Source organism: Phocaeicola sp. RTP21198st1_B8_RTP21198_201120, assembly GCF_040929485.1.
In the GTDB taxonomy this organism is placed as follows: Bacteria; Bacteroidota; Bacteroidia; order Bacteroidales; family Bacteroidaceae; genus Phocaeicola; species Phocaeicola dorei.
Genome location: NZ_JBCOCI010000004.1, coordinates 65307 through 87504, shown reverse-complemented (window position 1 = coordinate 87504; position 22198 = coordinate 65307). Strand labels below are relative to the sequence as shown.

Annotated in this window: 20 protein-coding genes; all 20 read right to left on the bottom strand. The window is 44.6% G+C overall.

The window, feature by feature from the left end:
* Window positions 1-50 precede the first annotated feature (50 nt).
* The 20 genes from AB5935_RS03725 to AB5935_RS03630 all read right to left on the bottom strand — a co-directional run bounded on the left by AB5935_RS03725 (window position 51) and on the right by AB5935_RS03630 (window position 22187).
* On the bottom strand, window positions 51-1346 hold the full coding sequence (locus tag AB5935_RS03725) for a phenylacetate--CoA ligase family protein (RefSeq protein WP_007833838.1): 1296 nt from the start codon (window positions 1344-1346) through the stop codon (window positions 51-53).
* Between the two features lies 1 nt (window position 1347).
* Window positions 1348-3012, bottom strand: coding sequence for a C45 family autoproteolytic acyltransferase/hydolase (locus tag AB5935_RS03720; protein WP_038612032.1), 1665 nt, complete (start codon window positions 3010-3012; stop codon window positions 1348-1350).
* Window positions 3005-4495 carry a phytoene desaturase family protein gene (locus AB5935_RS03715; RefSeq protein ID WP_008654263.1) on the bottom strand — a complete coding sequence of 497 codons (1491 nt, stop codon included), beginning with the start codon at window positions 4493-4495 and terminating at the stop codon, window positions 3005-3007. The genes AB5935_RS03720 and AB5935_RS03715 overlap by 8 nt, the downstream gene beginning before the upstream one ends.
* Window positions 4488-8342: a trifunctional MMPL family transporter/lysophospholipid acyltransferase/class I SAM-dependent methyltransferase gene (locus tag AB5935_RS03710; protein ID WP_038612029.1), complete on the bottom strand. Its 3855-nt coding sequence runs from the start codon at window positions 8340-8342 to the stop codon at window positions 4488-4490. Before AB5935_RS03710 ends, AB5935_RS03715 begins: the two co-directional genes overlap by 8 nt.
* On the bottom strand, window positions 8335-9528 hold the full coding sequence (locus AB5935_RS03705; protein ID WP_007854672.1) for a DUF2062 domain-containing protein: 1194 nt from the start codon (window positions 9526-9528) through the stop codon (window positions 8335-8337). The genes AB5935_RS03710 and AB5935_RS03705 overlap by 8 nt, the downstream gene beginning before the upstream one ends.
* A gap of 121 nt (window positions 9529-9649) precedes the next feature.
* A complete protein-coding gene (locus tag AB5935_RS03700; RefSeq protein ID WP_038612683.1) occupies window positions 9650-10834 on the bottom strand; it encodes a DUF4221 domain-containing protein in 1185 nt (394 codons plus the stop codon).
* A gap of 72 nt (window positions 10835-10906) precedes the next feature.
* A complete protein-coding gene (locus AB5935_RS03695) occupies window positions 10907-11191 on the bottom strand; it encodes a hypothetical protein (RefSeq protein ID WP_007841414.1) in 285 nt (94 codons plus the stop codon).
* 25 nt (window positions 11192-11216) lie between these two features.
* Window positions 11217-11876, bottom strand: coding sequence for a DUF1573 domain-containing protein (locus AB5935_RS03690; protein ID WP_038612026.1), 660 nt, complete (start codon window positions 11874-11876; stop codon window positions 11217-11219).
* A gap of 244 nt (window positions 11877-12120) precedes the next feature.
* Window positions 12121-12513: a hydroxymyristoyl-ACP dehydratase gene (locus AB5935_RS03685; protein WP_007841413.1), complete on the bottom strand. Its 393-nt coding sequence runs from the start codon at window positions 12511-12513 to the stop codon at window positions 12121-12123.
* A 1-nt stretch (window position 12514) separates the two neighbouring features.
* Window positions 12515-13057: a hypothetical protein gene (locus AB5935_RS03680; RefSeq protein ID WP_038612023.1), complete on the bottom strand. Its 543-nt coding sequence runs from the start codon at window positions 13055-13057 to the stop codon at window positions 12515-12517.
* A complete protein-coding gene (locus tag AB5935_RS03675) occupies window positions 13032-13667 on the bottom strand; it encodes a LolA family protein (protein WP_038612020.1) in 636 nt (211 codons plus the stop codon). Before AB5935_RS03675 ends, AB5935_RS03680 begins: the two co-directional genes overlap by 26 nt.
* A gap of 742 nt (window positions 13668-14409) precedes the next feature.
* Window positions 14410-15102 (bottom strand): polysaccharide deacetylase family protein, encoded by a 693-nt coding sequence (locus tag AB5935_RS03670; RefSeq protein WP_038612017.1) that lies wholly within the window; start codon window positions 15100-15102, stop codon window positions 14410-14412.
* A gap of 50 nt (window positions 15103-15152) precedes the next feature.
* The gene (locus AB5935_RS03665; RefSeq protein WP_005850183.1) at window positions 15153-16007 is read right to left on the bottom strand and encodes a KilA-N domain-containing protein; all 855 of its coding nucleotides are present in this window, start codon (window positions 16005-16007) and stop codon (window positions 15153-15155) included.
* Window positions 16008-16120: 113 nt separating this feature from the next.
* Entirely contained in the window at window positions 16121-17074 is a 954-nt protein-coding gene (locus tag AB5935_RS03660; RefSeq protein WP_038612015.1) for a beta-ketoacyl synthase chain length factor, read from the bottom strand.
* A 3-nt stretch (window positions 17075-17077) separates the two neighbouring features.
* Window positions 17078-18268: a beta-ketoacyl-[acyl-carrier-protein] synthase family protein gene (locus tag AB5935_RS03655; RefSeq protein ID WP_007833806.1), complete on the bottom strand. Its 1191-nt coding sequence runs from the start codon at window positions 18266-18268 to the stop codon at window positions 17078-17080.
* Window positions 18265-18522 (bottom strand): phosphopantetheine-binding protein, encoded by a 258-nt coding sequence (locus AB5935_RS03650; RefSeq protein ID WP_007833804.1) that lies wholly within the window; start codon window positions 18520-18522, stop codon window positions 18265-18267. The genes AB5935_RS03655 and AB5935_RS03650 overlap by 4 nt, the downstream gene beginning before the upstream one ends.
* A 5-nt stretch (window positions 18523-18527) precedes the next feature.
* A complete protein-coding gene (locus AB5935_RS03645) occupies window positions 18528-20258 on the bottom strand; it encodes a beta-ketoacyl synthase N-terminal-like domain-containing protein (RefSeq protein WP_038612012.1) in 1731 nt (576 codons plus the stop codon).
* Window positions 20243-20686 (bottom strand): acyl-CoA thioesterase, encoded by a 444-nt coding sequence (locus AB5935_RS03640; protein ID WP_007848129.1) that lies wholly within the window; start codon window positions 20684-20686, stop codon window positions 20243-20245. Before AB5935_RS03640 ends, AB5935_RS03645 begins: the two co-directional genes overlap by 16 nt.
* A complete protein-coding gene (locus tag AB5935_RS03635; RefSeq protein ID WP_007848132.1) occupies window positions 20683-21120 on the bottom strand; it encodes a hydroxymyristoyl-ACP dehydratase in 438 nt (145 codons plus the stop codon). The genes AB5935_RS03640 and AB5935_RS03635 overlap by 4 nt, the downstream gene beginning before the upstream one ends.
* Entirely contained in the window at window positions 21117-22187 is a 1071-nt protein-coding gene (locus AB5935_RS03630) for a methyltransferase (RefSeq protein ID WP_007848134.1), read from the bottom strand. The genes AB5935_RS03635 and AB5935_RS03630 overlap by 4 nt, the downstream gene beginning before the upstream one ends.
* Window positions 22188-22198: the final 11 nt, after the last annotated feature.

Here is a 22198-nt window from a genome sequence, read left to right as displayed (position 1 = left end):
ATTAGTTCTTTTTTAAGTGTTGTTTTGTTGCTGCCAAAGGTAGAAAAATATTATCTTAAATCAATAAATTTAACTATTTTTCGACTCATGGGCGGCATTTGTATTTTCGCGATATACTCTGCCGATTCAAAATTGATACTCGGAGCCACCCGTACTTTGGAACGGAACAAATCCTTGATTTCTTTAGCAAAAGCTTCACTGCGGTTTTCACTTCCGATGCGGATCAGTATTTCATCCGTTCCCAGTTCATTGGTATAAACTTCTACAATGTAATTCTTGATATGGGGGATGTTATCCAGAATATCGAATAAAGCGGGTGGGTAAAGGGTCGTACCTTTATATTTTATCATTTGTCCTTTGCGCCCCAGTATGGAGCTGAGACGGATAGTGTTACGTCCACAGGCGCAAGGTTCGGTATAATGGTAACAGATATCTCCGGTCTTGAAACGGAGCAGCGGCATTCCTCTTACTCCCAAAGTCGTGATGGTCACTTCGCCTGCTTCCCCTTCTTTTACAGGCTGGTTGTTATCATCCAGAAACTCTACGATAATCAGTTCCGGCTGGAGGTGGCCACCGTGAAATTCATTACATTCGGTAAACGAGGATTGCATTTCGGTAGATGCGTAGGTGGAGTAAAGTTGCAGGGAATCCCATTTCTCGTGTATCCGTTTACCCAGTGTGTTCAGGGTGAAATCGGGATTGCGGAGTGCTTCGCCTATGCATACGCATTTCTGCATGGAGCAGTGATGGTAATCAATATGATTCTTTTCAGCAAATTCAATGAGTTTGATGAGGAAAGAAGGAACTACCATGCCACACGTGGGATGGATGCGCCGGATAGTGTCCCATTGCAGTTCTGGAATGCCATTTCCCACGCGGGCTACTCCCATGCCCAGCTCACGGGCTCCCATATAGTAGGCGAGGCCTGCCATGAAACGTCTGTCGATGGTGGTCATCAGCTGTAGTATATCTTGTCTGCTGCATCCGGTGGTGGTGAAGGACAGATATTCGTTGTAGGCCAGCCGGTCAAGGTCCTCGGAAGTTAATACGAAAGTGACGGGGTCGCCCAAGGTTCCCGAAGTGGTGACATAGTCAATAATTTCATCGCGGCTCACGCAGATAAAATCTTCATTATGAAGTTGCAAGTCCGTCTTGGTTGTGACAGGTATCTGTTGCAAGCTTTCTATGGTTTTTATCTGTTGTATATCGATATGATGTGCTTGGAACAGACGTTGGTAGAATCGTGAATGATTCTGCAAATAAAGCAGTTCCTCAGCCAGCCGGCTTTCCTGATAGGCTTTGATTTCCTCAGGGGAGCGGAATTGTATTTCCGGGTTCTTTTTCATCTTAGTTGTTTATTTTATGTTCTATACGTTCTGATTCACTTCGCTTGGGGATAGGAAGCAAGAGGGCTTTCTTCCAATTGCGCAGGGCTTTGTCCTGCTGTCCAGTGGCATGGTAATAATCTCCCAGTAACTCGTACACATAAAAGAAATGAGGGTTGGCATGTTGGAAGGCATGCAGTGTTTGTTCGTCCAGCCGTTCTTTCTTTTTAATCTGTTTCCGTAGTACAGGAGCCAATCTTTTGTAAGCCATCAGTTGTTGGTATTCCTGTTGTTGCAGGAAGGAGTCCGCAGGCAGGGTCAGGTCTCCGGTATAGATTTCATGGTTGAAATCGATGGAATCACTGAAAATCCTGTTCAGGTCGTATGCCACGTACTTACCGCATTGCCAGGGAGAGGTGGATACCCACATCAGCTTTTTCTCCGGTTGGAAAATAACGGAATGATGAGCGATAAATTGATTGATAGCCATCTCATTGGCAAGTCCCAGTTCCGCTCCTCCCACTCCTTTCCGGTTGCGGAGGATAGAGGCGGCTTTCGAAGCATCTATGGGGATGTTTGCTTTCAGCAGCTCCTGCAAACGGGCAAAGCGGTAGGGACTGTCCGAAGTTTCTATGTTTTCCCGGTTGCGTTTGTCATGGCTGAATGTTTCCGACTGATAATGGTTGGTACAGATAATCTGTTGTCCGTTTCCCGTGAAAAGAGCTATTTTCTCCGGTGATTTCTCTATAATCGCCGCTTTGCCATCTTGAGCCGAACCGACTAATATGGCTTCCGAGACAAATGTTTTTCGTTTCCGGGCGATAGCGTATGCTTCCTCAATGGTAGAAGCATATTGCAATATTTCCCTGGTCAGAATGGAAATAGGGGTGGCGGATGCGGCAGGCAGATCCGATTTGGCGGCATTGATGGTGACAGTCAGCCCCGTTTCATTCATGCCGGAAAGGACACCGGTCATTCCGGCCCATCCCACGGATGCGAAACGATATCCGTTTTCGGGCTGGTAAAATGAAACGAGTTTGTTATGTGCAAAGTCATCGCCCATGTAGAAATCGAAATTACGGCCGATGATAAGGGAGGAGTCAGCGCTGTTTTCACCCCAACAGGCAAAGGAACTGCATCCTACCAGCATATAGTCCTGCATGGCATGTCCCAAATCGTGGGCGGAGTGGTAATTCAACTGACGCTCGTAAGGAGTGCCGATAAAATCATATTCGTGGGTACAGGAGAGTGAGATGCCATAAATCTCATCCCGAAACTCTTCCGGCACATTCTTTCCCAGATTCCGGTTGAAAAGGACAATGAAGAAGCGGAGGAATTTAAGATAACTTTCAGAGGGAACTATCTCTTTTATCTGGTCCACAAATACTTTTTCTTGAAAATAAAGCAAATCGGAAGTCAGCTTGCCTATGGCTTCGCCCCTTTCGTAGGCAGGTCCGCTTACTTTCAGCTCCCAAAGTCCGCTCTCACTGTGCCGCAGATAGTTTCCGCCATACTGCCGGAGGCTGTCTTTCCGTATCACACGATCCGTTTCAGGGGTAGACGCAAATTGCGGAGTCATCATATCGGCAGATAGATAGAGATAACTCATGCCTATCATGATCGTCGCTATCAGAATCAACAGGGCTATCCCCCCGTATTTTATTGTTTTCTTCCAAATCTTATGCATTGCCTACTTTTTTTGCTAAATATTCCTGACCTACAAATTCCGAACAAGTGAGCATGGCTGTCAGCGTCACACCCAAGGCACCGTGTACATTCAGATTCTGCCCTGTGAGGAACAGATTCTTCAGTTTGGTGCGTGTAGACACAAAACTGATTTGCGGATATTGGTAATTCTTGACAATGCCGTATGCCGAACCATCTATGGTTCCGGTATAGTCCCGATAGCTCAACGGAGTCGTAGTATGAACCTTTTCAATGCAATGACTCCAGTGAAACCCGAACCGGCTCAGGAACTGCAAGATCTGTTCCGTCTTTTTTTCTTTAAACTGGCGGTATGCCTCTCCACGGTGCTCGGGAGTCGTATCCGTCCATGTGCTGACCTCATCCATATACATGGGAGTCAGTATGGAAACCACATCTGTGAATCTGCTGTTTCCGTGGGGTACTTGCATGGAAATCATACAACTGGGGATATTTCCTTTGTGTGCCTCTTTGTCATACCATACATCCTCATTGCCGTGCAGGTATATATTATAGTTTTGATAAGGGCAACTGTCTTTTTTCATCATCAGATTGAGCGTGAATATCCCGTAGCTGTTTTCCAATGATTTGATGCGAGACACAAAAGCCGGTTTGATGGAATGGTTCTTATCCAGCAGGGATAAGGTGAGTTGCGGATGCAGGTTGGATATGACGTAGGTACTTTCCAGTACCTCTTCATGGTTCACTTCTACTCCTTGTATGGCTTCATCCTTGACAAGGATACGGGTCACTTCTTTCCGGTTCAGTACCGTGCCGCCGTTGGCACGTATGATATGGATTAATTCCAGACTGACTTGCATACTTCCTTCCGTGAAACGATAGGCGCTCTCCATATAAGAGTTGTTAATCATGGCGTGCTCATAAAAGGTAGATTTATTTTTGATCCCGCCATAAAGCAGGGAGGTTGCGGCAAGTACATTCTGTAAATCCCTGTTCGTGGTAACGGATGCTATCATCCCGGCTGCTGAGGTGGCAAAGAAATCCATGCCTTCTTGGGACAGGCGGCCTTTTCTCAGGTGATCTATGCTGATCAGGTTTCCCACCGACCGGATGGATGCCACATATTTTTTCAAGTTCCCCCGTTCATGAGGGAATGAGCAGCACAGGGTTTCCATAAAACGTTCATATCCCATGGCATAATCATAGATAGCGTCTTTATAATAAATCCGGTCGAACACTTCTTCATCCATCCGTTTGATGGATAACTTGTCCATGATTCCGAAATAACGGAAATACTGGTTCATAATTTGCCCTTCATCCAGACTACCGATATAGTGAATGCCGGTATCCATCCGGTGCCCACCGCGTTGGTAAGTTTGGAAGCAGCCGCCAAACAATTCGTTTTTCTCCAGCACACAGACGTGGTAGCCCTCTTTGCTTAAGATGGCTCCGCATTCCAGACCGCCCAGTCCGCTGCCTATGATGATGATATCGTACTTACTCATGCTCCGGTTTGTTTTTCTGGAAGATATAAATTGTATTCGAAGTATATCTGTCGTTAGGTAAAATTTCCAGCTGCATCCCACATGCTTGTGCGATACTACTTATTTGCTCTTCGGATGTGAAACACAGTTGTTCTGTCGTTTTGTTAAAGTTGAAAATGCCGGTAGACAGCAGTTCGGTGAAACGGGTCAGACGGTGTTTTCCTGTATTGGCGGCATTGCCGTCCCGCACAATCAGCTTCCCTCCCGGACGCAACCGTTCCACGCATCTGAGTAATAAAGTCCGCTGATGCTCATAACTCATATAATGAAGCATGTCATTCAGTATGAATACGTCACTTTCCGGTAAAGGATATTCCAATGCGTCGGCGCATACAAATTGCAGGTGGGGAGTGCGGAGCCAACCCTGTTGCGCCACTGCTATTTTGTCCTCATCATAATCAATCCCTGTAATCTCCCGTTCCTCGGAAAGCTGGGAAAGCATATAGCAAAGCGGTCCGAATCCGCAACCGATATCTGTAATCTGTCCTTTGACAGGAACCAGTTGGTTGAATAGCCTGTAGTTATCTTCCATTTTCACCTTGATGCGTATGTACCATTCCTCCACCGGTCCTTTATAGATATAGTTCTGTACCAGATTTTCGTAGAAGACGGGATTGTCCGTTGTGCTTTGTTCCCGACAGATACGGGCATATTCTTTTTTCATCCGCGCGGAGATGTTTTTGGTACGTTCCTGATAAGTGGTTCCGTACGTAGCATCGTTGGCTGGGATACGCGGTAGAATCTCTGTCAGCATGATGCCTTTCCGTACATTGAACGGCTGTGCTTTCGCTATGATTTTACAGTTGCCGTAAAGGATGACCGGAATAATATCCAGTTGCAGTTTTTCCGACAGATAGAATGCTCCTTTATGGAAACGCTTCATCCTTCCATCGTAGGTACGTGTCCCTTCGGGGAAGATGGCGATGGAATATCCTTCCTTCACTTTTTGGCGCATCCGTTCCACGTAAAGCTCATAACCGTCTCCTACGTAATAGAAATCGGCATAGCGGATAATGGCTCCGAAGAAAGGAGAGTGCCATACCCAGTGATTGGTAATCATGACCAGTTTGGGAGTCAGTGCCAGCAATACCAGTATGTCGATGAAAGACTGATGATTGGCTATCAGGATGGCAGGCTTTTTAAACGTTTCTCCCGTCCGGTTTATCTTTTCTTTATGTACAAATGTGGCTATATGGATCAGGCCTTTGCAGGTGACATGTATCAGTTGGCAAAGTACTTGTTTCTTATAGGCTTTGCGGATAGGAAGCAAGGTCATGACAGCTATCAGCAAGCGTAGGAACAGGCATCCGATAAAGAACAGCAGGAACAAGCAGCCGGTTCTTGCCAGTCCTGTCAATGTATAAGGAGGCAACCCTTTGGAAGCAGGGGCTGTGATGAAGAATCGGAAAAGGATGGGTTGCAGCGTGTAGGCCACCAGTACGACGGCGATCATTCCCAAAATGGAGATGAGGGAAATGGACTGTAATGCCGGATGGCGTGCGAAGACCAATGTGCCCATACCTATCACGGTGGTGAAAGCGGAGAAGAAGATGGCTGTCTTGTGCGAGTTCAGCAACTGCCGTCCTGTGCGGTATTTATTCTGCAATCCGTCCATAATGAAAATGCTGAAATCATCCCCGATTCCAAAAATAAAAGTGGACAGAATGATGTTGATGATATTGAACTCAATACCCAGTATGCCCATTAATCCCACAATGATAATCCAGCTGACCAGCATCGGCAGGAAACTCATCAGAGTCAGTTCTATGCGCCCGTAGGAAATCCATAGGGCAAAGAAAATCAGGAAAGAAGAGATATAAAGAATCAGATAAAAATCCTGATTGACAGCAGATACCCATTGGTTGGCGAAATAACCACGGTCAAAGATAACCACCTTCTCTTTTTGTTGGAAAAGGGGGTACACCGCTTCCTTGTCGGCCTCGTTCATCCGTACCTGAGTAATCAGCATGGTCAGGGAATCAGCGGAAGTCTGCCATTCGTTCAGAAGCTGGGTCGTGATTTCATTTTGGTAGTCCAAAGGCTGGAACGGACGGTCGAGCCATTGGAAAAACGGCTCGAATGCATGTTCACGGAAATGATAGCGGGCAGCTTCTGTCCGAATGGTTTTGCGTAGCCAGGCTTTCTTTTCCGGAGTCCAGTAGTTGTGCCATTGTTTCAACCGTACTTCCTGCACCTCTTCCGGTATCAAAAACTGTCCGGCAGAGGCATAATCTTTTATTTTTCCCTCTTCTTTCAATTGGGAGAGCAGCCGGTTTGTTTCGGCGTATTGTCCCGTGGCATCTCCCATATCTTTGCCTGTACTGACAAAGAGAACGGTCTTTTCTTGCTTGTCAAAGAGTTCGGTCAGCTTGTTTTCCGCTTGTTTCAAGTGGGCAGGCTCATAGTTCAGACTCATCATATCCTCGTTGAAACGCACGTTCTGCGAAGTGAAGATACATACTAAGGTCAGAATAAGGATGAAACCTACCAGTCCTTTGTTCTTTTCGTATGGATAAGCGTTCAGTTTCTCGATAAAGCGTAGTACCGCCCCTTGTTTTACATGCGCCTGTCCTTTCAGAAAATGCGGCAGATAGACCAGACAAAACAAGGTGGTTCCTATCAAGGCAAGCGAGGCGAACAGACCAAAATCCCGTAACAGATTAGAACTGGTAAAGATGAGGCCGAAAAAGGCGCCGATGGTAGTAAAACTGCCTACGGTAAGCGGATAGGCGATTTCTCTGATTAATTGTTGCACCGATGATACATGATTCTGATGCGCCAGCATGTGTATGGAGTAGCTTAAGGCAATGCCCATTACGGCGGAACCCGCACCTACGGCAATGGCTGAAATGCCGCCTTTGATAAAGTAGATAAGGCATAAGGCGAATAGAGCTCCGAACAGCACCGGGGTGATGATAAGCGGAATGGATTTCTTATGCTTGAATACCAGAGATATGAAGACAATAATGATAATCAGTGCGATGGAAGAAGTGACAAGCGTATCTTTCTTTATCTGTCGTGCATTGTACACTCCTACGGAAGGACCTCCGAAATATTCGGCAACCAATTGGGGGTGTTCCTTTTCCGCTTTTTGCAGTTCATCTTCAATCAGCCGGATGAGTTTGTCATTTTTGCCCGTGCTTCCGGTGTTGAATACCGGAGTGATGAACATCAGCAGGGTGGAGCCGTCCTGTGAGAAAATATGTTCATTAATCAGTTCGTAATTGGATTCCAACTGGAAGTCTTGCAGGTGTTTCAGCGTCTGGCTGCCTAGCCCCAACGGGTCTCGCATAAGGTAGTCCTTCAAGGCGAATCCTGCCGGAGATATCAGGTTGGAATAGTTTTTCTGCATCAGGGCGGCTATGTTTTCGTCGGTAAGCAAGGTATCCAGCCGTTGGTAGTCCTCGTCGGAAAGGAACAAGGGTAGATTGTCGTAAACAAAATCTCCGGCACTGTTGATCAGGTTTTCGTCGACTTTTGAGAAGATCTCTTTAATCAGGGTTCCTTCCGCTTGTTGTTGTAAATCCTGTTTTATTGTCTCGGCAGCTTCAATCAAGGAATCCGCATCCGCCATGCCGTCCTTGCCGGACAGCATGATTATAATCTTATCCTTTATCTTCAGATTTTCAAATACGTTGATGGAGTTTTGGGAGTCCTTGGTATCCGGAAAGAAACTGGTTACGTTTTCCTCGAATCTGACTTGGGCGGCAAAAAGGGCCATAAAGAGAATGCATACGCTGAGGGACAGGTAAAACAAGACTTTATGCCTTTCAAAATAGTTATATAATCCAACAAAGAATTTAGTCATATCCGTTTTTTCTCCTACATATGGCCAGCAACGCGGTGGAGATTACTCCCGACAGCAGACTGCAAGCCATTGCAAAGATAATGCTTCCTATTAAATATTGCTCTAAAACTGATTTGACATTTTCAAGAGAAAGGTCTCCGAGGTGCAAATCGGGAGGATTACCCAGTACCATGCAGCCTGTCCGGTAACTGCCATACAGCAATAGGGGAATCATGGGTGGAATACTGATATTGGCGGCGACAAGGGCAATCACTTTATTCAGTCTGAACAGATGCGCAAGAAAGAGGGTGATCAGCATCTGATAACCCCATAACGGAACAATACCCATAAAAATACCCAGCATGATGGCGAGTACAATCTTCAGGTTGGATTCCCGTGTATTCAGCACATTGTCGGTAAAGAATCGCTTGCAGTTGCTCCATGACAGTTTGCGGAGCAGGTTACGGGGAATAATCCAAAGGCAGGTAATCAGCACCAGCACCGTGTTCAGCACACTGATACGGGTAAAATCCCGGAAGGGACGGAAATGGGATACCCGTTCCGCTTGCGGGGGATAGTACACATGGATAGGAATGTTCTTCACCACTACATCTCCCCATGCGGCGAAGACGATGGCTTCCAACTCAAATTCATATTTGGCGGTGTACCAGCAGCTTTGCACATCCATTTTGCGGAGAGGGTAGAGACGGTATCCCGACTGTGTATCTTCCAGTTTCAGCCCGGTTTCCAGTCTGAACCAGAAATTAGAGAATTTATTGGCGAAGGTATTCTTGCCCGGCATATTGTCGGAGGCCAAGTTTCGGGCACCTACCAGCAGCGTGTCGGGCTCTTTCTCAATGGCTTCGATAAAACAGGGAATATCGGAAGCGAAATGCTGTCCGTCCGAATCTATGGTGATGGCATAGCGGAAACCCTCTTTTTTTGCTTGGGAAAGACCATGCTTCAAAGCGGTTCCTTTTCCTTTATTCACTGGATGGGTAATAGTGCGGATAGCCGGATATTGTTCCAGAATGTTGGCTGTATCATCCGTAGAGCCGTCATTGATGACAATGATATCGTCTGCATACCTGTATACCTCCTCAATGACTGCCGCCAGTGTTTTCCCATTGTTGTAGGTGGGAATAACGACGACAATCTCCAGTTCCTTTAATTTCTTCCGCCAAACCGATGTTGTGTTTGTATTCATCTTGTTTTTCAGTCAAACTATTCAGATACGTTTGGGATGAATACTTTCGTATCTGAATTTATGTGGTTTCTAATGGGTGACAAAGATAGTATATTTTCGGATGCGGGCATTCTGGCGTTAATTATTTATTTGGAGATGCTTTTTTAATTTTAAAGCAGGTAAACACCAACTTGTTCTCGTCAAATTGCGGATTTTCCAGATTGTTTTCGGATATATACAGTCCTTCCTTTCCCACAAAGCTCATTTTATAGAAATATTTCTTTCCGGGGAATCTCGTTTCTCCAATGATTTCAAAATCCGCGTTCAGTACAATGACGGAGAACTCCTTTCCTTTGGGTTCGTCATAGGGGCTTTCGTTGGGAGCCAGTTTGTAAGGCATCTCGGCAAAACGGTAGTACACATTGCGGTATTTGTCATACATGATATGCCAATATTTCGGTGTTTCTCTGAGTTTTATAATGGCATTGATGCCTTCCATAGAATTTCCCAGTTTGGGTTTCATGCTTTTCAGATATCTGCTCTTGGCGTTATACCATCGGATGTGTTTCAAGTCATCTGTAACCATCAGGCTGTCATATCCGAAAAATCCGCAGACCAAACGGTTTTCTTTGTAGTTGTAATCATAACTAAAACCGTATCCTCCTGCGATATTGTCATATTCCTCTTTAAAGATGGGTGGATAGAAAATAGGAATCCATTTAACTTCTCCTGTTCGCAGATCCTGCGAGGCGAACATATGTGTTTCGGGCCAGTCTTTTTTCTTCATGTTGGGCTTGTGGGCACTCATTTCCATGAACAGGCATGAGTCTTTGACAAAAGCAGGCGTGTTGTAATAGCTGCCAAAATGTAACGGAGCGAATTTGCCTTCAGGAGTTTGGAAATCATAGTTTCGTATCACTTCTCCCTTGTCGTTTATGGAGCTGAGCCGGCTGATATCATTTTGTGCGATCAATATGTATTTAGAGTCGGGGGAAGGCCTGCTTCCATATACTGCCGGCAATCCGTTGGGACCTGTCTTGTGAAGAGGTATCCGTTTGGCTATCTGTTTGTTTTCGATATCAAAAATGACGATGTCATATAATGATTTTCGTGTATTTTCAAAGTGAAGGTATTCCTTCCCGTTTTCTTCAAATTGATATATGGATATGCTTAAGTAATAGGTCTGTTCGTCTAAAGGGAAGGCCAGCTGTTTTTCTGCTACCAGTTCTACTTCGTTCTGTCTTTCTGTGTTGTTTTTCTTTGTGGACTGGCAAGACATGAAAATCAGAACAAAAAGTGCTGTTATAAAAAGAAGTGTTCGATTCATAATATTTTCGGTTTTATGATGTTTGTAATTTATGTGGCCGGTTAAAAATCCGGCCACATAAATTGTTGGTTGTTAATTGGTAGGAGCACCATGATTCCCATCTTCTCCTGAGCCCTCACCGGGTCTGCCTATTTCTACCCCATTACCGCATTTACCGTCTTCACTGATACACACTGTGCCTTCGATGGCCATTTTACAGTCTGGCCAATCGTCCTTAAAAGCACAGTACTTTTCACCCCCTCGTGGCATTTGCACGGCAGGTGCTCCAAACACTACTTCCTCATTAGAAGAGTGGAGGTTCAAGCTTATTGCAAATGTTGCAATAACAGCCATCATCATTGTGAATTTTGTTTTCATAGGCATTCGTTTTTAATGGTTAGATTTATTGTACTTTTCCTTTTACGGAAATTTCTATCGGAGATTCCGGTACATTACAATGAACATGGATAAATCTTTCAAATTCCCCTTTCTCTTCCGCTCGAAAATGAATTATCAACGTAGTACACTCGCCGGGTGGAACAGGAGGATCCGCCCATTGTACAGTGGTACATTCACAAGATGATTCTATGGCATTGATGTATAAAGTATCTGTTCCGGTATTGGTCAATATTACTTTCTCTTCCTGTATTTCCGCTTGTCTGAAACTACCCCAGTCGATATACTGCTTGTCAGCGGTCAGAGTGGTCATTCGTTTCCTGCTCTCTGCCGTAGGTCTTTGATAAGGCCGACGTTCTACATATTTCCCGTCTTTTAAGAAGTATACCATAGGAAAAGTGGTTACCATTTTTAGTCTGGCTGATACTTTGTCTTTATCTAGGTAAAGATTGTTGAAATCCGTTGATTTTTTGCCACCGCTCAGCAAGAAGAAATCTTTTTCCGTATCACACATAAAGACATATATCGTGTCTGTTGCTTCCCTGATATGGTCCATTGCCTCCTGAATGCAACTGCCACAACCGTTGCCGGGAATAATAATTAGAAAACATGAGTCTGAAACGTTTGGAAGGCAGATACCTACCCCTGCACCAACTGACGGATACATTTGTCTTCATCAGAAAGACACCCATAGCTTGTGAGAACTATAAGATATAACATTATTTGCTGCCAACCTTTCTTCATAAGTATCAGATTTAGATTGTCTAAATATAAGAAATTTGATAGATGCTGACAAGTATAAATGGACTTATTGTTCTTGCTATTATGAATGTTTAACAGAAGAATCTGCTTTTCTGATACTTACAAGTATTTTGACGAAGTATGTCGGAGATAAATGTATCCGATATTTATCACAAAGAATGAGTCTTTTTACTATTTGTCATCAGTGTCGCTTTCAACTTGATAAATTCTTTTCCATTACAAATGCCTTCTGCCTGCAACTTGAAAAGATGCTCTTCCGTTTCTTCTAGTCGGATAAATAGTTGCAGTAGCGGAGTTTCAAGCGGATTGATGGCAGATAGGAATTTGGAAGAAGCAATCTGTACATACTGCAAAGGTTGGCTGACGATCTGTTCGGCACTTTCTTTTATCATCTGTAAGGTACAGACGCCCGGAACCACCGGCTGTCCGGGAAAATGTCCCTGATAGAGAGCATGACCGGGATTCAGCTCTATCTCTATTTCCCGTTTCCCATCTTCTCTTTCCTTTCTATGAATGATTTTATAAAAGTTCTCCAGCAGCATCTCAAGGGTTGTTTATGTTCAGTTTGTCCAATTGAATTCTTAACCGTATCAGTGGATGCTTGATTTGTACTTTCCCTGCCTGTCCGTTTACGAAGCCGGACAAGGTGAATATCGTCTTTCCAAATCCTTTGCCACTGATTCTTTGTTCAAAAGTACTACTTTTCTTTTTAATATGTGCTTTTTCACTCTTTAGAAATAGATTTTTGAAATCAGTTTCCAGTATTTTCAGCATCTTTTTCTTCCTCATCGGGTCAATGCAACTGTTCACTATGAAGGTGTCGCAGTGCAAGGAGAAGTCAAAAAGGCTGAGGCCAAAGTAGGTGGAGCCTAGGATACGGATTTCGTTATTGGGCATTTGGCGAACAATGAGCATTCCGCTGAAATGATGTTTCATGAAATCCAGTTGCAGGTTGTACTTTTGCGACTGTGCTTCTGCCTGCAGGATGGGAGGAAGTGCCGTAGCTTCCCCCGTCACCCGGTGTGAGCAGGAGAGCAGGATAAACAGCAACAGCAGCCAGCTAGCGTATCGTAAACTTTGTCTCATCTTTCAAAGAATTGAATTTCTTGTCCGAGAATTCGTATTCGGTATAGTTGGTTGCGGTTTCCGATAAACGTAGTTTGTGGACAGACATGTCTTTTTTGTCTAAATAAATTTGAATCTGGTTGATATATGCCTGTACCGCTTTGCTGACGGGCTTGATTAGAATGAGATAGTAATGGGCGTCTTCAAAATATTCCAAAGCATAGCCGGGCGACATGTTGGACAGGTCGCCCACCATGCAGGCGGTAAGCATATCCTGCATTTGGTTCATCATCTTGTTGGAGTGAAGGTCCATGATGCTTTTCTTTCCGTCCGATACTATTTTCAGTTGGTTGTTGTTGATCACGATAAGGTAGTTCATGGGCTGTGCGTAGTCCATGCATATCTTATTGCTCTTTTTATAATAGAACTTTCCTTTTGAGGTTATTTTCTCATCGAATACATCCAGATATTTTATCTGAGTGAAATTACTTTCGATGGACTCTATATTTTTAGCCTCTTGCAGCAGACGGGCTTCAAAATCTTTCAAATCAGTAAGTTTCTTCATCTGTTGGGCTTGCATCGGCAGGACTGTACAGAACATCAAGAGCAAAAGTATTTTCATGTAGGTCATACTTTATAGAGGTTTATCCGTTTGTAATGGGAAGCAAAGATAGTATATTTTGGGAAACCATTCATACCTTTATCGCTTATTTACGATTTTTACCTGTTTCTACAATCGTTCACATGGGCAATTATAATGAATAAAAAAGTTATATTTCTGCGTTGCAATACTTTTTTGTTTCATCACCGCATATTATTGTTAATCAATAATTTATAGTGAAGAATCCTCCTGTATCCCCTCGAAACGGTTTATCCGTTTTCCCTGTCGGAGTCAGTTTGGCAGAAAGCGTCATTATGCAGGATGAAGGTCTGTTGGAATTCTTGCAAGGAGAACGGTAGGATATGATTTTCACTTAGGTGAAGATGGGTTTTCACCTGTGTGAAGAGCTGTTGTCACCAGTGTGAAACCACCGTTTCACACTGGTGAAGCAACAGTATATATCGGAAGTTTACACACTGACATCCTATTAAGTTGAACGAAAGTACAGCATATCCTGTCAGATTTAATCTGATATCTACGCTTCTCTTGCAAATAACGGGTGAATGTTCCACTCCATCGCTTACATACCGGTTTGGGGGTATTACAGACTTTTTTACACGGCAAGTTGTTGGTAATGAGTGGAATGAAGTGGCGGAAGAATTTTATATTTTACGTAAGACGAAGTTATCTTTTTATCGGTTTGATCATGAAGGGTGAACCGGGGCTCGTTTCTGGAACTTGGTGATGTTGCTGTTGAAAATATAGAAGAAATTTATTTTGTCATGTCCTTTATCAACCTGTCTAATGCTACCACCGTATACCCCTCTTTTTCTATAAAGTCCAGAACTTGTACCAGCAGCCTGTCACTATCGGGCATCCGGTCATGCAGCAGAAGGATGGAGCCCGGAACGAGCCGTTTCTTGATGCGTTTTATTATTTTTTCAGGAGTGGGTTGCTGAGTGTCCAGTGTGCGGATGTTCCAGCCGATGGGAAAGTATCCCAGCCTGCGCACTGCTTGGGCTAGGGTAGGATTGGTCACTCCGAAAGGCGGCCGGAACCATTGGACCGGTTGCCCGGTTACTTTTTCCAATTCTTGCTGGCAGGTAATTAAATCATGGCACATCCGTTTGAAGGTATAGAGAGGAAAATAGCCGGAATGGGAAAAGGAATGATTCCCGATATGATGTCCTTCTTTTATGATTTGCCGGAGCAGTTCTTCATTGCCTTTTATCTTGTTTCCGATGCAAAAAAAGCAGGCTGGTATGTGTTTTTCTCTTAACACTTTCAGCACTTTGGGAGTCTGTATCGGATCGGGCCCGTCATCAAAAGTGATGGCTATGATTTTCTCTTCGGTTTTCTTGCAACAGAAGACACGCATATAAATACAGGCACGGATGCTGTAAGAAGCGTAAAAGAAAAAGACCATGACGCTTACTATGATGACTACAGAAACTAGGATGTGCATCGCTTGATTAAGATGATTGAATGATACTTTAATAAATGATCTTGTAGAGATTATTCTAATTGCTTGTCATTATCCGTCAGTATTCTGAACTTCTTTTCGGTATCAATCGTATTCAAGTGTGCTAATTGCTCTTTGGCCATCTGCCGAAGATGAGTAAACCTTTTAGACTTGTCTACCTTACGCTTGATTAACTCTGCATTGAAGGATTCCATATTCGATAATACGACTAATTCATTTATGCTTGCTACATCTCTGATATTGATATTCTTATCTGCGTATTGTGGATTTGCTTCACGCCATTGTCTTGCGGTACATCCCCATAATGCGAGATTTAACAAATCAGCTTCATCGGCATAAACAAGTTTTTGATTGAAATCTTCTACTTTAGGTATAATAAAGTCTTTGATTGCATCCGTATGTATGGAATAATTTACTTTACTAAGTATTCTTTTTACGTTCCATTCACTTAATAAAGGGTGTGATTCTGCTTCTTTAAGTCTTTGGTATTCTTTGATGAGATATAGTTTAAATTCAGGGCTGAGCCAGGTCCCGAATTCAAAAGCTATGTCTTTATGGGCAAAAGTTCCCCCATATCGTCCGGGCTTGGATATAATCCCTATTGCTTTAGTTTTTTCTATCCATTGTTTGGGGGTTAGGGTGAAACTGTTTGTTCCACTCTCCATTTTAAAAGCATCGAATTCGATGCCTTTAAAATTTGGATTATTTAGTTTTTCCCATAACCCAAGAAAATCAATCGTACTACGTAGACGCATCCAGTTTTGTATAATGTAGTTAGTACGTTCTCTGTCTTTGAAATGTGCCATGTCTGTCAGGCAGATATAATCATTATTATCAGGTCTTACAGATATGGATATATCAATATTCGTAACAGTTATTTTCTTCATTATTTTTACTACTTTTATTTTATGAGGGATAAAGTTAAGCATTATTCCTGTTTTCAGTATCTTAAAAGCATCTTTTTAATAGGCCATGACGCTTACTATGATGACTACAGAAATTAAGATGTGCATCGCTTGATTAAGATGATTGAATGATTGATACCTTGATATTGGTTATAAATCAATGCGTAACGGGATGAAGCTTCTTCTTTCAAGGCTTTTGCCGCCATCCAGAGAGCATAGGATGAGGCAGTCTGATATTCTCCGCATTGCTCTTTAAAGCTGCTATGCAGGGCATGAGGAAACAGACTGTGTTCCAGCTCTGTATAAACGGCATCTGTTGCTTCCTGCCCGTTCTTGCCACTGATAAACCAGTCAATGTCTTCGGGTGCAAGCTCGTGAGATTTTAGAAAATGATGCATCCTGTTACTGATTTCCGGAGCACTCATCCGGGTGATAAAAGTGTCCACCCCTTTCAGTTCAGCAAAAGTCTGTTCCTCTTTTTGTGCGCTTAACAGGAAAAATTGTGCTCCCTCACCGGCTGTCGTTCCTTTCAACAGTCCTAAACGCTGCTGGATGATGTAGCTGGTAGGGGTTATTTCATCCATAGCACCTGCCAGTACATGCTGTTTGCCTTCGGCAATACTCATGATGCCATCTGTCAGAGCACTTTCAAAACTTAAACCACGGTGTACATACGTCACATTATAAGCATGTATTTTGAGTAGCAAAGCTATCTGTGCACCGATCGTATTAAAGGTGGACTGAATGAAAGCGGTGGGATTGAGCATCTGTTCCCGGTTATCCATCAAGGCGTTCATAAACTTTTCCGTATCAGCCAGACAACCCAGTCCCGTAGCGGTGATAATGGCATCTACCTTTTCCGGCGATATATCTTTCAGACATTCCAGTCCGCAAGCTACTCCCATCTTGATCATGCGGCTCATGCGCCTCCGCAGATTGGCGTTGGTGATCATTTCTTTATAATCAGGTTCCTGTGCGGAGAAATAAGGCTTTTCATTGCTGCTCTCTGCATGAATAGAGGCGATACGATTGATATATACTGGGCGCATACGCTATCTGTTTAGAGTGGAAAATACGAGAGATGAGTTGTTTCCGCCGAATCCGAAGGAGTTGGATAATACATGCCGTATGGGAAGTCCCGACCGGAAAATCGTTTCAGGAATGAGACCGCTTTCTTCATCGGACAGATGAAAGTTCAGATTAGGGTAAATCAGTCCGTGACGGATGGAGAGTACGGAATATACGGCTTCTATTCCTTCCGAGGCTCCCAGGGTGTGACCGATGAAAGCCTTGACCGAACTGAAAGGTGGAATACGGGTATCGAAGATACGCCGGATGGCTTTCCCTTCGGAAGCGTCGTTACTGGGAGTACCTGTGCCATGTACATTGATATAGTCTATGGCTCCGGCTGTCAGTCCGGCAGAGGCTATGGCCTGACTCATGGAAAGGAAAGGCCCGTTTCCATCGGGGGAACTTCCTGTCTGATGGTAGGCTTCGTTGGCATTGGCGTAACCGCTGAGTTCACAATAAGGAGCCTTTGTAAGGGATTTCTCCGATTGAAGAACAAGGTATCCGGCTCCTTCTCCGAGGTTTAATCCGGCACGTGTGCGGTCGAAAGGACGGCAGTGCTCTTTGTCCAGTATCATCAATGAATTGAAACCGTTGAGCGTGAAACGGCATAAGGCATCCGTTCCACCTACGAGGACGGTGTCCAGATAACCGTGTCGAATCAGGCGTGCCCCTAACATAATGGCATTTGCAGCCGAAGAACAGGCGGTGCTGAGGGTGGTCACCATTCCTTTCACTCCTAAATAAGCGGCTATCATTTCGGTACTGGCTCCACAGTCATGGGAGATAATATCACGTAATCTTCCTTTTCGGTTATCCTCCCGGAAAGAGGCATAAAACCGCTCGCTTGCATCCATTCCTCCGATGGAAGTGGAAGAAATGAGTCCGATACGGGGAGAAGCGAAATCGAGTTCCGCATCACGGGCTGCCTCTTGAGCTGCCAACAAGCCTAGCAGGGCTGTACGTGAATACGTTTTGCCGGATGGAAGGAACAGGATTTGCTTTAATTCTTCATTGCTTTGTTTCACTTCGGACACGGGTACGTCAAGCACGGTGGGGAAAAGGGTGATTTTCCCCATACCGTGTTTTCCGGATTTTAAGGAGTCCAGATTTTCTTTTACTCCTTGTCCTATGCCCGAAATCACTCCCAGACCGGTGACATAGATCTTCCTCATTTCTGATGGGCGGTGATGTAGTCTGCCAGGGTACGCACCGAATAGAATATTTCCTTTCCTTTGGCAGGATTCTCTATTTTAATGCCATAATTCCTTTCCAGAATCAGGATAATCTCTAATGCGTCAATCGAGTCAAGACCCAATCCGTCGTCTCCGAATAAAGGTGCTTCACTATCAATGTCCTCCGGAGTGATTTCTTCCAGATTCAATGCTTCTATTAATTCAACTTTCAATTTCTCAATCAATTCTTCCATATTCTTTATTGTTTTTCAATCAGTTTAAATACTGCTTTATAGGTGTTTTTCAATAATTCACACCATCCGATGATACAATAGTTCAGTTTCCCTTTTTGCATGACTATACGTGCGTATCTTTCCAGTTTCTCCGGCTGATAGGCTTCAGTTATGAAAAAGGTGTTTTCCCCTTGTATCTTGTGGCGGATGCAAATCTCGCCGGACACTACATTGGGTAGTGTGTAAACAAATACAGCCGGACTGGCTGCCCGGTCTCCGTCCTGGTCTATCAGTTGCTGGTGTCTGATATCCGTATGTAGGGATGAAGTGGCGTTGGCAAGTAACATCCCCATTTCCAGTGGGGCGAATGTCTTGTCTTTCAGTAAGTATTCGGCGGCAACATATCCCAGTTTGCAAAGGTCATCCATTTTATAGAATTTCATATTGTTTCCGCCTGATTTTTTATAGGTATCACGTATAAATATGCCGAAATCCGGTTCTTCAGAATGAAAAATAAGTTCGTTGTTTATGAAGACAGAACTGTTTTCAATACGAACCTCCCGTGTACATCGGATTTCGGGCAAGGTGTTGTCCTCATCCTTGAACGGAGCATATTCCGGTAAAGACAAGACAATGGCTGCGTTACACCCACCGAATCCCGAAGCGGTTTTTACACAATGTTTCATCGGAATGTGTTGGTGAGTTGCATAGACCGGTATAGGCATAGGCACACCCGGTGTTTCGTAACCCGGAGTGCCGAACAGGATGCCTTGTTTCAGTTCGTGCATACAGACAATGCTTTCAATGATTCCCGATGCTCCCAAGGTATGCCCGAAATAGGGTTTTAAGCTATGTGTGGGAACTTGTTCCAGATGAGCCAGCGTGAGGGCTCTGGATTCCATTTCATCATTGTATACGGTGGCCGTGCCATGGGCATTGACAAAGCTGATGTTTTGGAGGGCTGTTCCTGCCTCCTGCATGGCTTGGCGGATAGCGAAAAAGAGTCCGTCTCCTGTACGGGAAGGGCCGGAGATATGGTTGGCGTCATTACTTATGGCTCCTCCGGAGAGAATGATGCTATTTGGCGTCTTTTCCGTACTTAGTAATACGGCTCCGCAAGCCTCTCCCAAGTTCAGTCCGTCACGGTTGCTGTCATACGGACGGCATGGACGGGAGCTGAGGGACCGGAAAGACAGGAAACCACTGGTGATGAAATGAGAGAGAAGGTCACCTCCCGCTACAATTACCTTGCGGTAGATGCCGTTCTCTATCATGCGTTTTCCTGTTACAAGGGCTGACACTCCTGATATGCAGGCGTTGGAGATGACATGTACCCGTTCCTCGGCATGGAAATAACCGGCAATGTTTTCTGCCATTTTCCAAAGAAAGACCGCTTCATCGGGATGTTCCGTATGACGGGTCAGTAAGTCGATGTTCCCTTTTGTGGTAGAGAGGATGAGTCCGCAGGTTTTATCTTCCAAAGTTTGTCCGGACTGACGGATGAGTTCGTTGATAGTCAGTATGAACAGTTGTTCCATCCGGGGATAGCCACTTACTCCTATGGCTTCTGCCTGTTGTTGCAATCTCTCTTGCGAGATAGTAGCTGCCAATAGGGGAGTGTCTGCAATCCGTTTGTCCGTCTGCAGGGTGATACCGCTGTGATAGCTCCGGATGGCTTCCAGATTTTCCTGTGTGCCGAAACCCAGCGCGCTGATCAGGGTATCATGGGTGATATAGGTAGTCAGATGATGTTCCATTTCTTTTTCCACTCTATGTAAAAGGCAGGATTAACCAATTCCAGTTCTCTATTTGTATTCAGGAATACCTGTGTAGTGGTTCCTGTTGCCACAATGTTTTGGTCTGATGCCCGGTAGATGGTGTATTCAAAAAGGATTTTGGCAGCATCACTATGAATATACCGTGTCTCGACAATGGCTTCCTCACCGAATGACAGCGGCTGTTTGAACTGGCAGCTCAGGTCTACGATAGGAACTAAATAGCCTTCCCGGTAGATGCTCATATAGTCCAAGCCATATCGCTTTCCGAAAGCTTCACGTCCATCTTCGAAATAACGCACATATTCACCATGCCATACTATCTGCATGGAATCTATTTCACTGAAGCGGACCTTGATGGTGGTCCGGTCTGTCAGTGCTGCCTGCTGTGGACTTGTTTTTCGTTTCATTCTTTTTTCAGATATATTTTCATCCGGCATTCGGCCAGAAGTTCATCGTTTTCTTTCACCTCGGCGGTAATCAGTGTGATATCGAATATTTCCTGCACAATGGTTATTCCGGTATATAATTCTGCTCCGGCAGAAGGAAGACGGAATATTTTCATTTTTTCTACAGAGCCGATAAAGCCTAGTGGTACAGGCTCTTCTCGCAGCATATAGATATATCCTACCCGTGCCGCTGCTGATTGGGCGATGTGTTCTATGATTCCTGTTTCCTGTAATACGCCGTCCCGGCAAAACAGATTATCGGGGGTGACGGTCAGCCCTGACCAGGATGTATTTTCTTCTATCCCATAGAAACGGTCTATCATGACCATGGGCGGACGTTGTGGAATCAGCCGGAACAGTTCGTCTCCCCGACAAATGATTTCTTTTCTGTTCATTTCAGTCTGCATTGCAGGATACTGTGTCCCAGTCCTATGTTATCATGAATCTCTTCCACTTCCAGTCCGGCATTTTTAATACAGCGGATAAGGTCATCCGAATGGAACATCTTGCTGTTGCCGTTGGCCATGGCTGTGAAGTAAAGGCTGATTTGAGTCAGGCAGTAAGAGCCCGTTTCGTATGGCTGCCGGTCCCACAGCGTTTCCATGATGTAGACTTTACTGTCTTTGCTGGCGGACTGTGCCACACGACTTAGAATACTGGTTGCTTCCTCTTCCGAAAAGCAGTCCAGAAACTGGCTCATCCATACGGTGTCAAAGCCTGAAGGAAAGGGCACGGTCCGATCCAGCAGATTGGCGCCGTGGCCATGGATGCGTTCTGCACCGGGCACGTCGGCAGTTTGTTTTCTCATCATTTCCAGTTGTTGAGGCAAATCCACAATGGTTACTTCTACTTCTTGATTATATTGGACGCATCGGGTTGCCCATCTGCCGGTGTTTCCACCAATATCGAGCAGTCGTTTCGGTGAGTGAAGAAATACAATTTCTAATGCCTGGCTGAACGAGTTGTCCGAGTAGAAATGGTCAAAGCCAAACCAGCTTTTCTGTACCTGTTCCGGCAGTTGGGAAAGTCCTTCGTAAATGGTAGGCCATCCGCCGAATACTTTCAATCCTTCCGGCTGACCATTTAAAAGAGCCTCTTCCAGATAGAAAAGTCCTTGATAGTTCACATCGTGATTGAATTCCATATTGACACGTGCCATTTTATCATTCAGCAGAAACCAGCCTGCCTTGGCCAGTACATAGCGGTCTTCTTCCAACAGGATGGTTCCGATGGTCAGCGATGCTTCCAGTAATACTTGTGCTGCATAGCGTGTCAGTCCGGTCTGCACACTGATTTCTTGCAGCGTGTATCCTTTCCGTTTGTCGGCCAGCAATTGGAATATTCCGAATTTCAACATCAGACGTGAAACTTGGAATACCACGGGACCGAAAGCGATCTCTTGCGCCAGTCTTTGTGCCTCTACAGCTGTCAATTGCTCTTTTGTATATCTTTTATGCATCATAATCCAGATTT

Excerpts from the sequence above, each read along its gene's own strand:
- AB5935_RS03725 (WP_007833838.1), bottom strand. The coding sequence starts at position 1,346 with ATGAAAAAGAACCCGGAAATACAATTCCGCTCCCCTGAGGAAATCAAA.
- AB5935_RS03720 (WP_038612032.1), bottom strand. The coding sequence starts at position 3,012 with ATGCATAAGATTTGGAAGAAAACAATAAAATACGGGGGGATAGCCCTG.
- AB5935_RS03715 (WP_008654263.1), bottom strand. The coding sequence starts at position 4,495 with ATGAGTAAGTACGATATCATCATCATAGGCAGCGGACTGGGCGGTCTG.
- AB5935_RS03710 (WP_038612029.1), bottom strand. The coding sequence starts at position 8,342 with ATGACTAAATTCTTTGTTGGATTATATAACTATTTTGAAAGGCATAAA.
- AB5935_RS03705 (WP_007854672.1), bottom strand. The coding sequence starts at position 9,528 with ATGAATACAAACACAACATCGGTTTGGCGGAAGAAATTAAAGGAACTG.
- AB5935_RS03700 (WP_038612683.1), bottom strand. The coding sequence starts at position 10,834 with ATGAATCGAACACTTCTTTTTATAACAGCACTTTTTGTTCTGATTTTC.
- AB5935_RS03695 (WP_007841414.1), bottom strand. The coding sequence starts at position 11,191 with ATGAAAACAAAATTCACAATGATGATGGCTGTTATTGCAACATTTGCA.
- AB5935_RS03690 (WP_038612026.1), bottom strand. The coding sequence starts at position 11,876 with ATGTATCCGTCAGTTGGTGCAGGGGTAGGTATCTGCCTTCCAAACGTT.
- AB5935_RS03685 (WP_007841413.1), bottom strand. The coding sequence starts at position 12,513 with ATGCTGCTGGAGAACTTTTATAAAATCATTCATAGAAAGGAAAGAGAA.
- AB5935_RS03680 (WP_038612023.1), bottom strand. The coding sequence starts at position 13,057 with ATGAGACAAAGTTTACGATACGCTAGCTGGCTGCTGTTGCTGTTTATC.
- AB5935_RS03675 (WP_038612020.1), bottom strand. The coding sequence starts at position 13,667 with ATGACCTACATGAAAATACTTTTGCTCTTGATGTTCTGTACAGTCCTG.
- AB5935_RS03670 (WP_038612017.1), bottom strand. The coding sequence starts at position 15,102 with ATGCACATCCTAGTTTCTGTAGTCATCATAGTAAGCGTCATGGTCTTT.
- AB5935_RS03665 (WP_005850183.1), bottom strand. The coding sequence starts at position 16,007 with ATGAAGAAAATAACTGTTACGAATATTGATATATCCATATCTGTAAGA.
- AB5935_RS03660 (WP_038612015.1), bottom strand. The coding sequence starts at position 17,074 with ATGCGCCCAGTATATATCAATCGTATCGCCTCTATTCATGCAGAGAGC.
- AB5935_RS03655 (WP_007833806.1), bottom strand. The coding sequence starts at position 18,268 with ATGAGGAAGATCTATGTCACCGGTCTGGGAGTGATTTCGGGCATAGGA.
- AB5935_RS03650 (WP_007833804.1), bottom strand. The coding sequence starts at position 18,522 with ATGGAAGAATTGATTGAGAAATTGAAAGTTGAATTAATAGAAGCATTG.
- AB5935_RS03645 (WP_038612012.1), bottom strand. The coding sequence starts at position 20,258 with ATGGAACATCATCTGACTACCTATATCACCCATGATACCCTGATCAGC.
- AB5935_RS03640 (WP_007848129.1), bottom strand. The coding sequence starts at position 20,686 with ATGAAACGAAAAACAAGTCCACAGCAGGCAGCACTGACAGACCGGACC.
- AB5935_RS03635 (WP_007848132.1), bottom strand. The coding sequence starts at position 21,120 with ATGAACAGAAAAGAAATCATTTGTCGGGGAGACGAACTGTTCCGGCTG.
- AB5935_RS03630 (WP_007848134.1), bottom strand. The coding sequence starts at position 22,187 with ATGATGCATAAAAGATATACAAAAGAGCAATTGACAGCTGTAGAGGCA.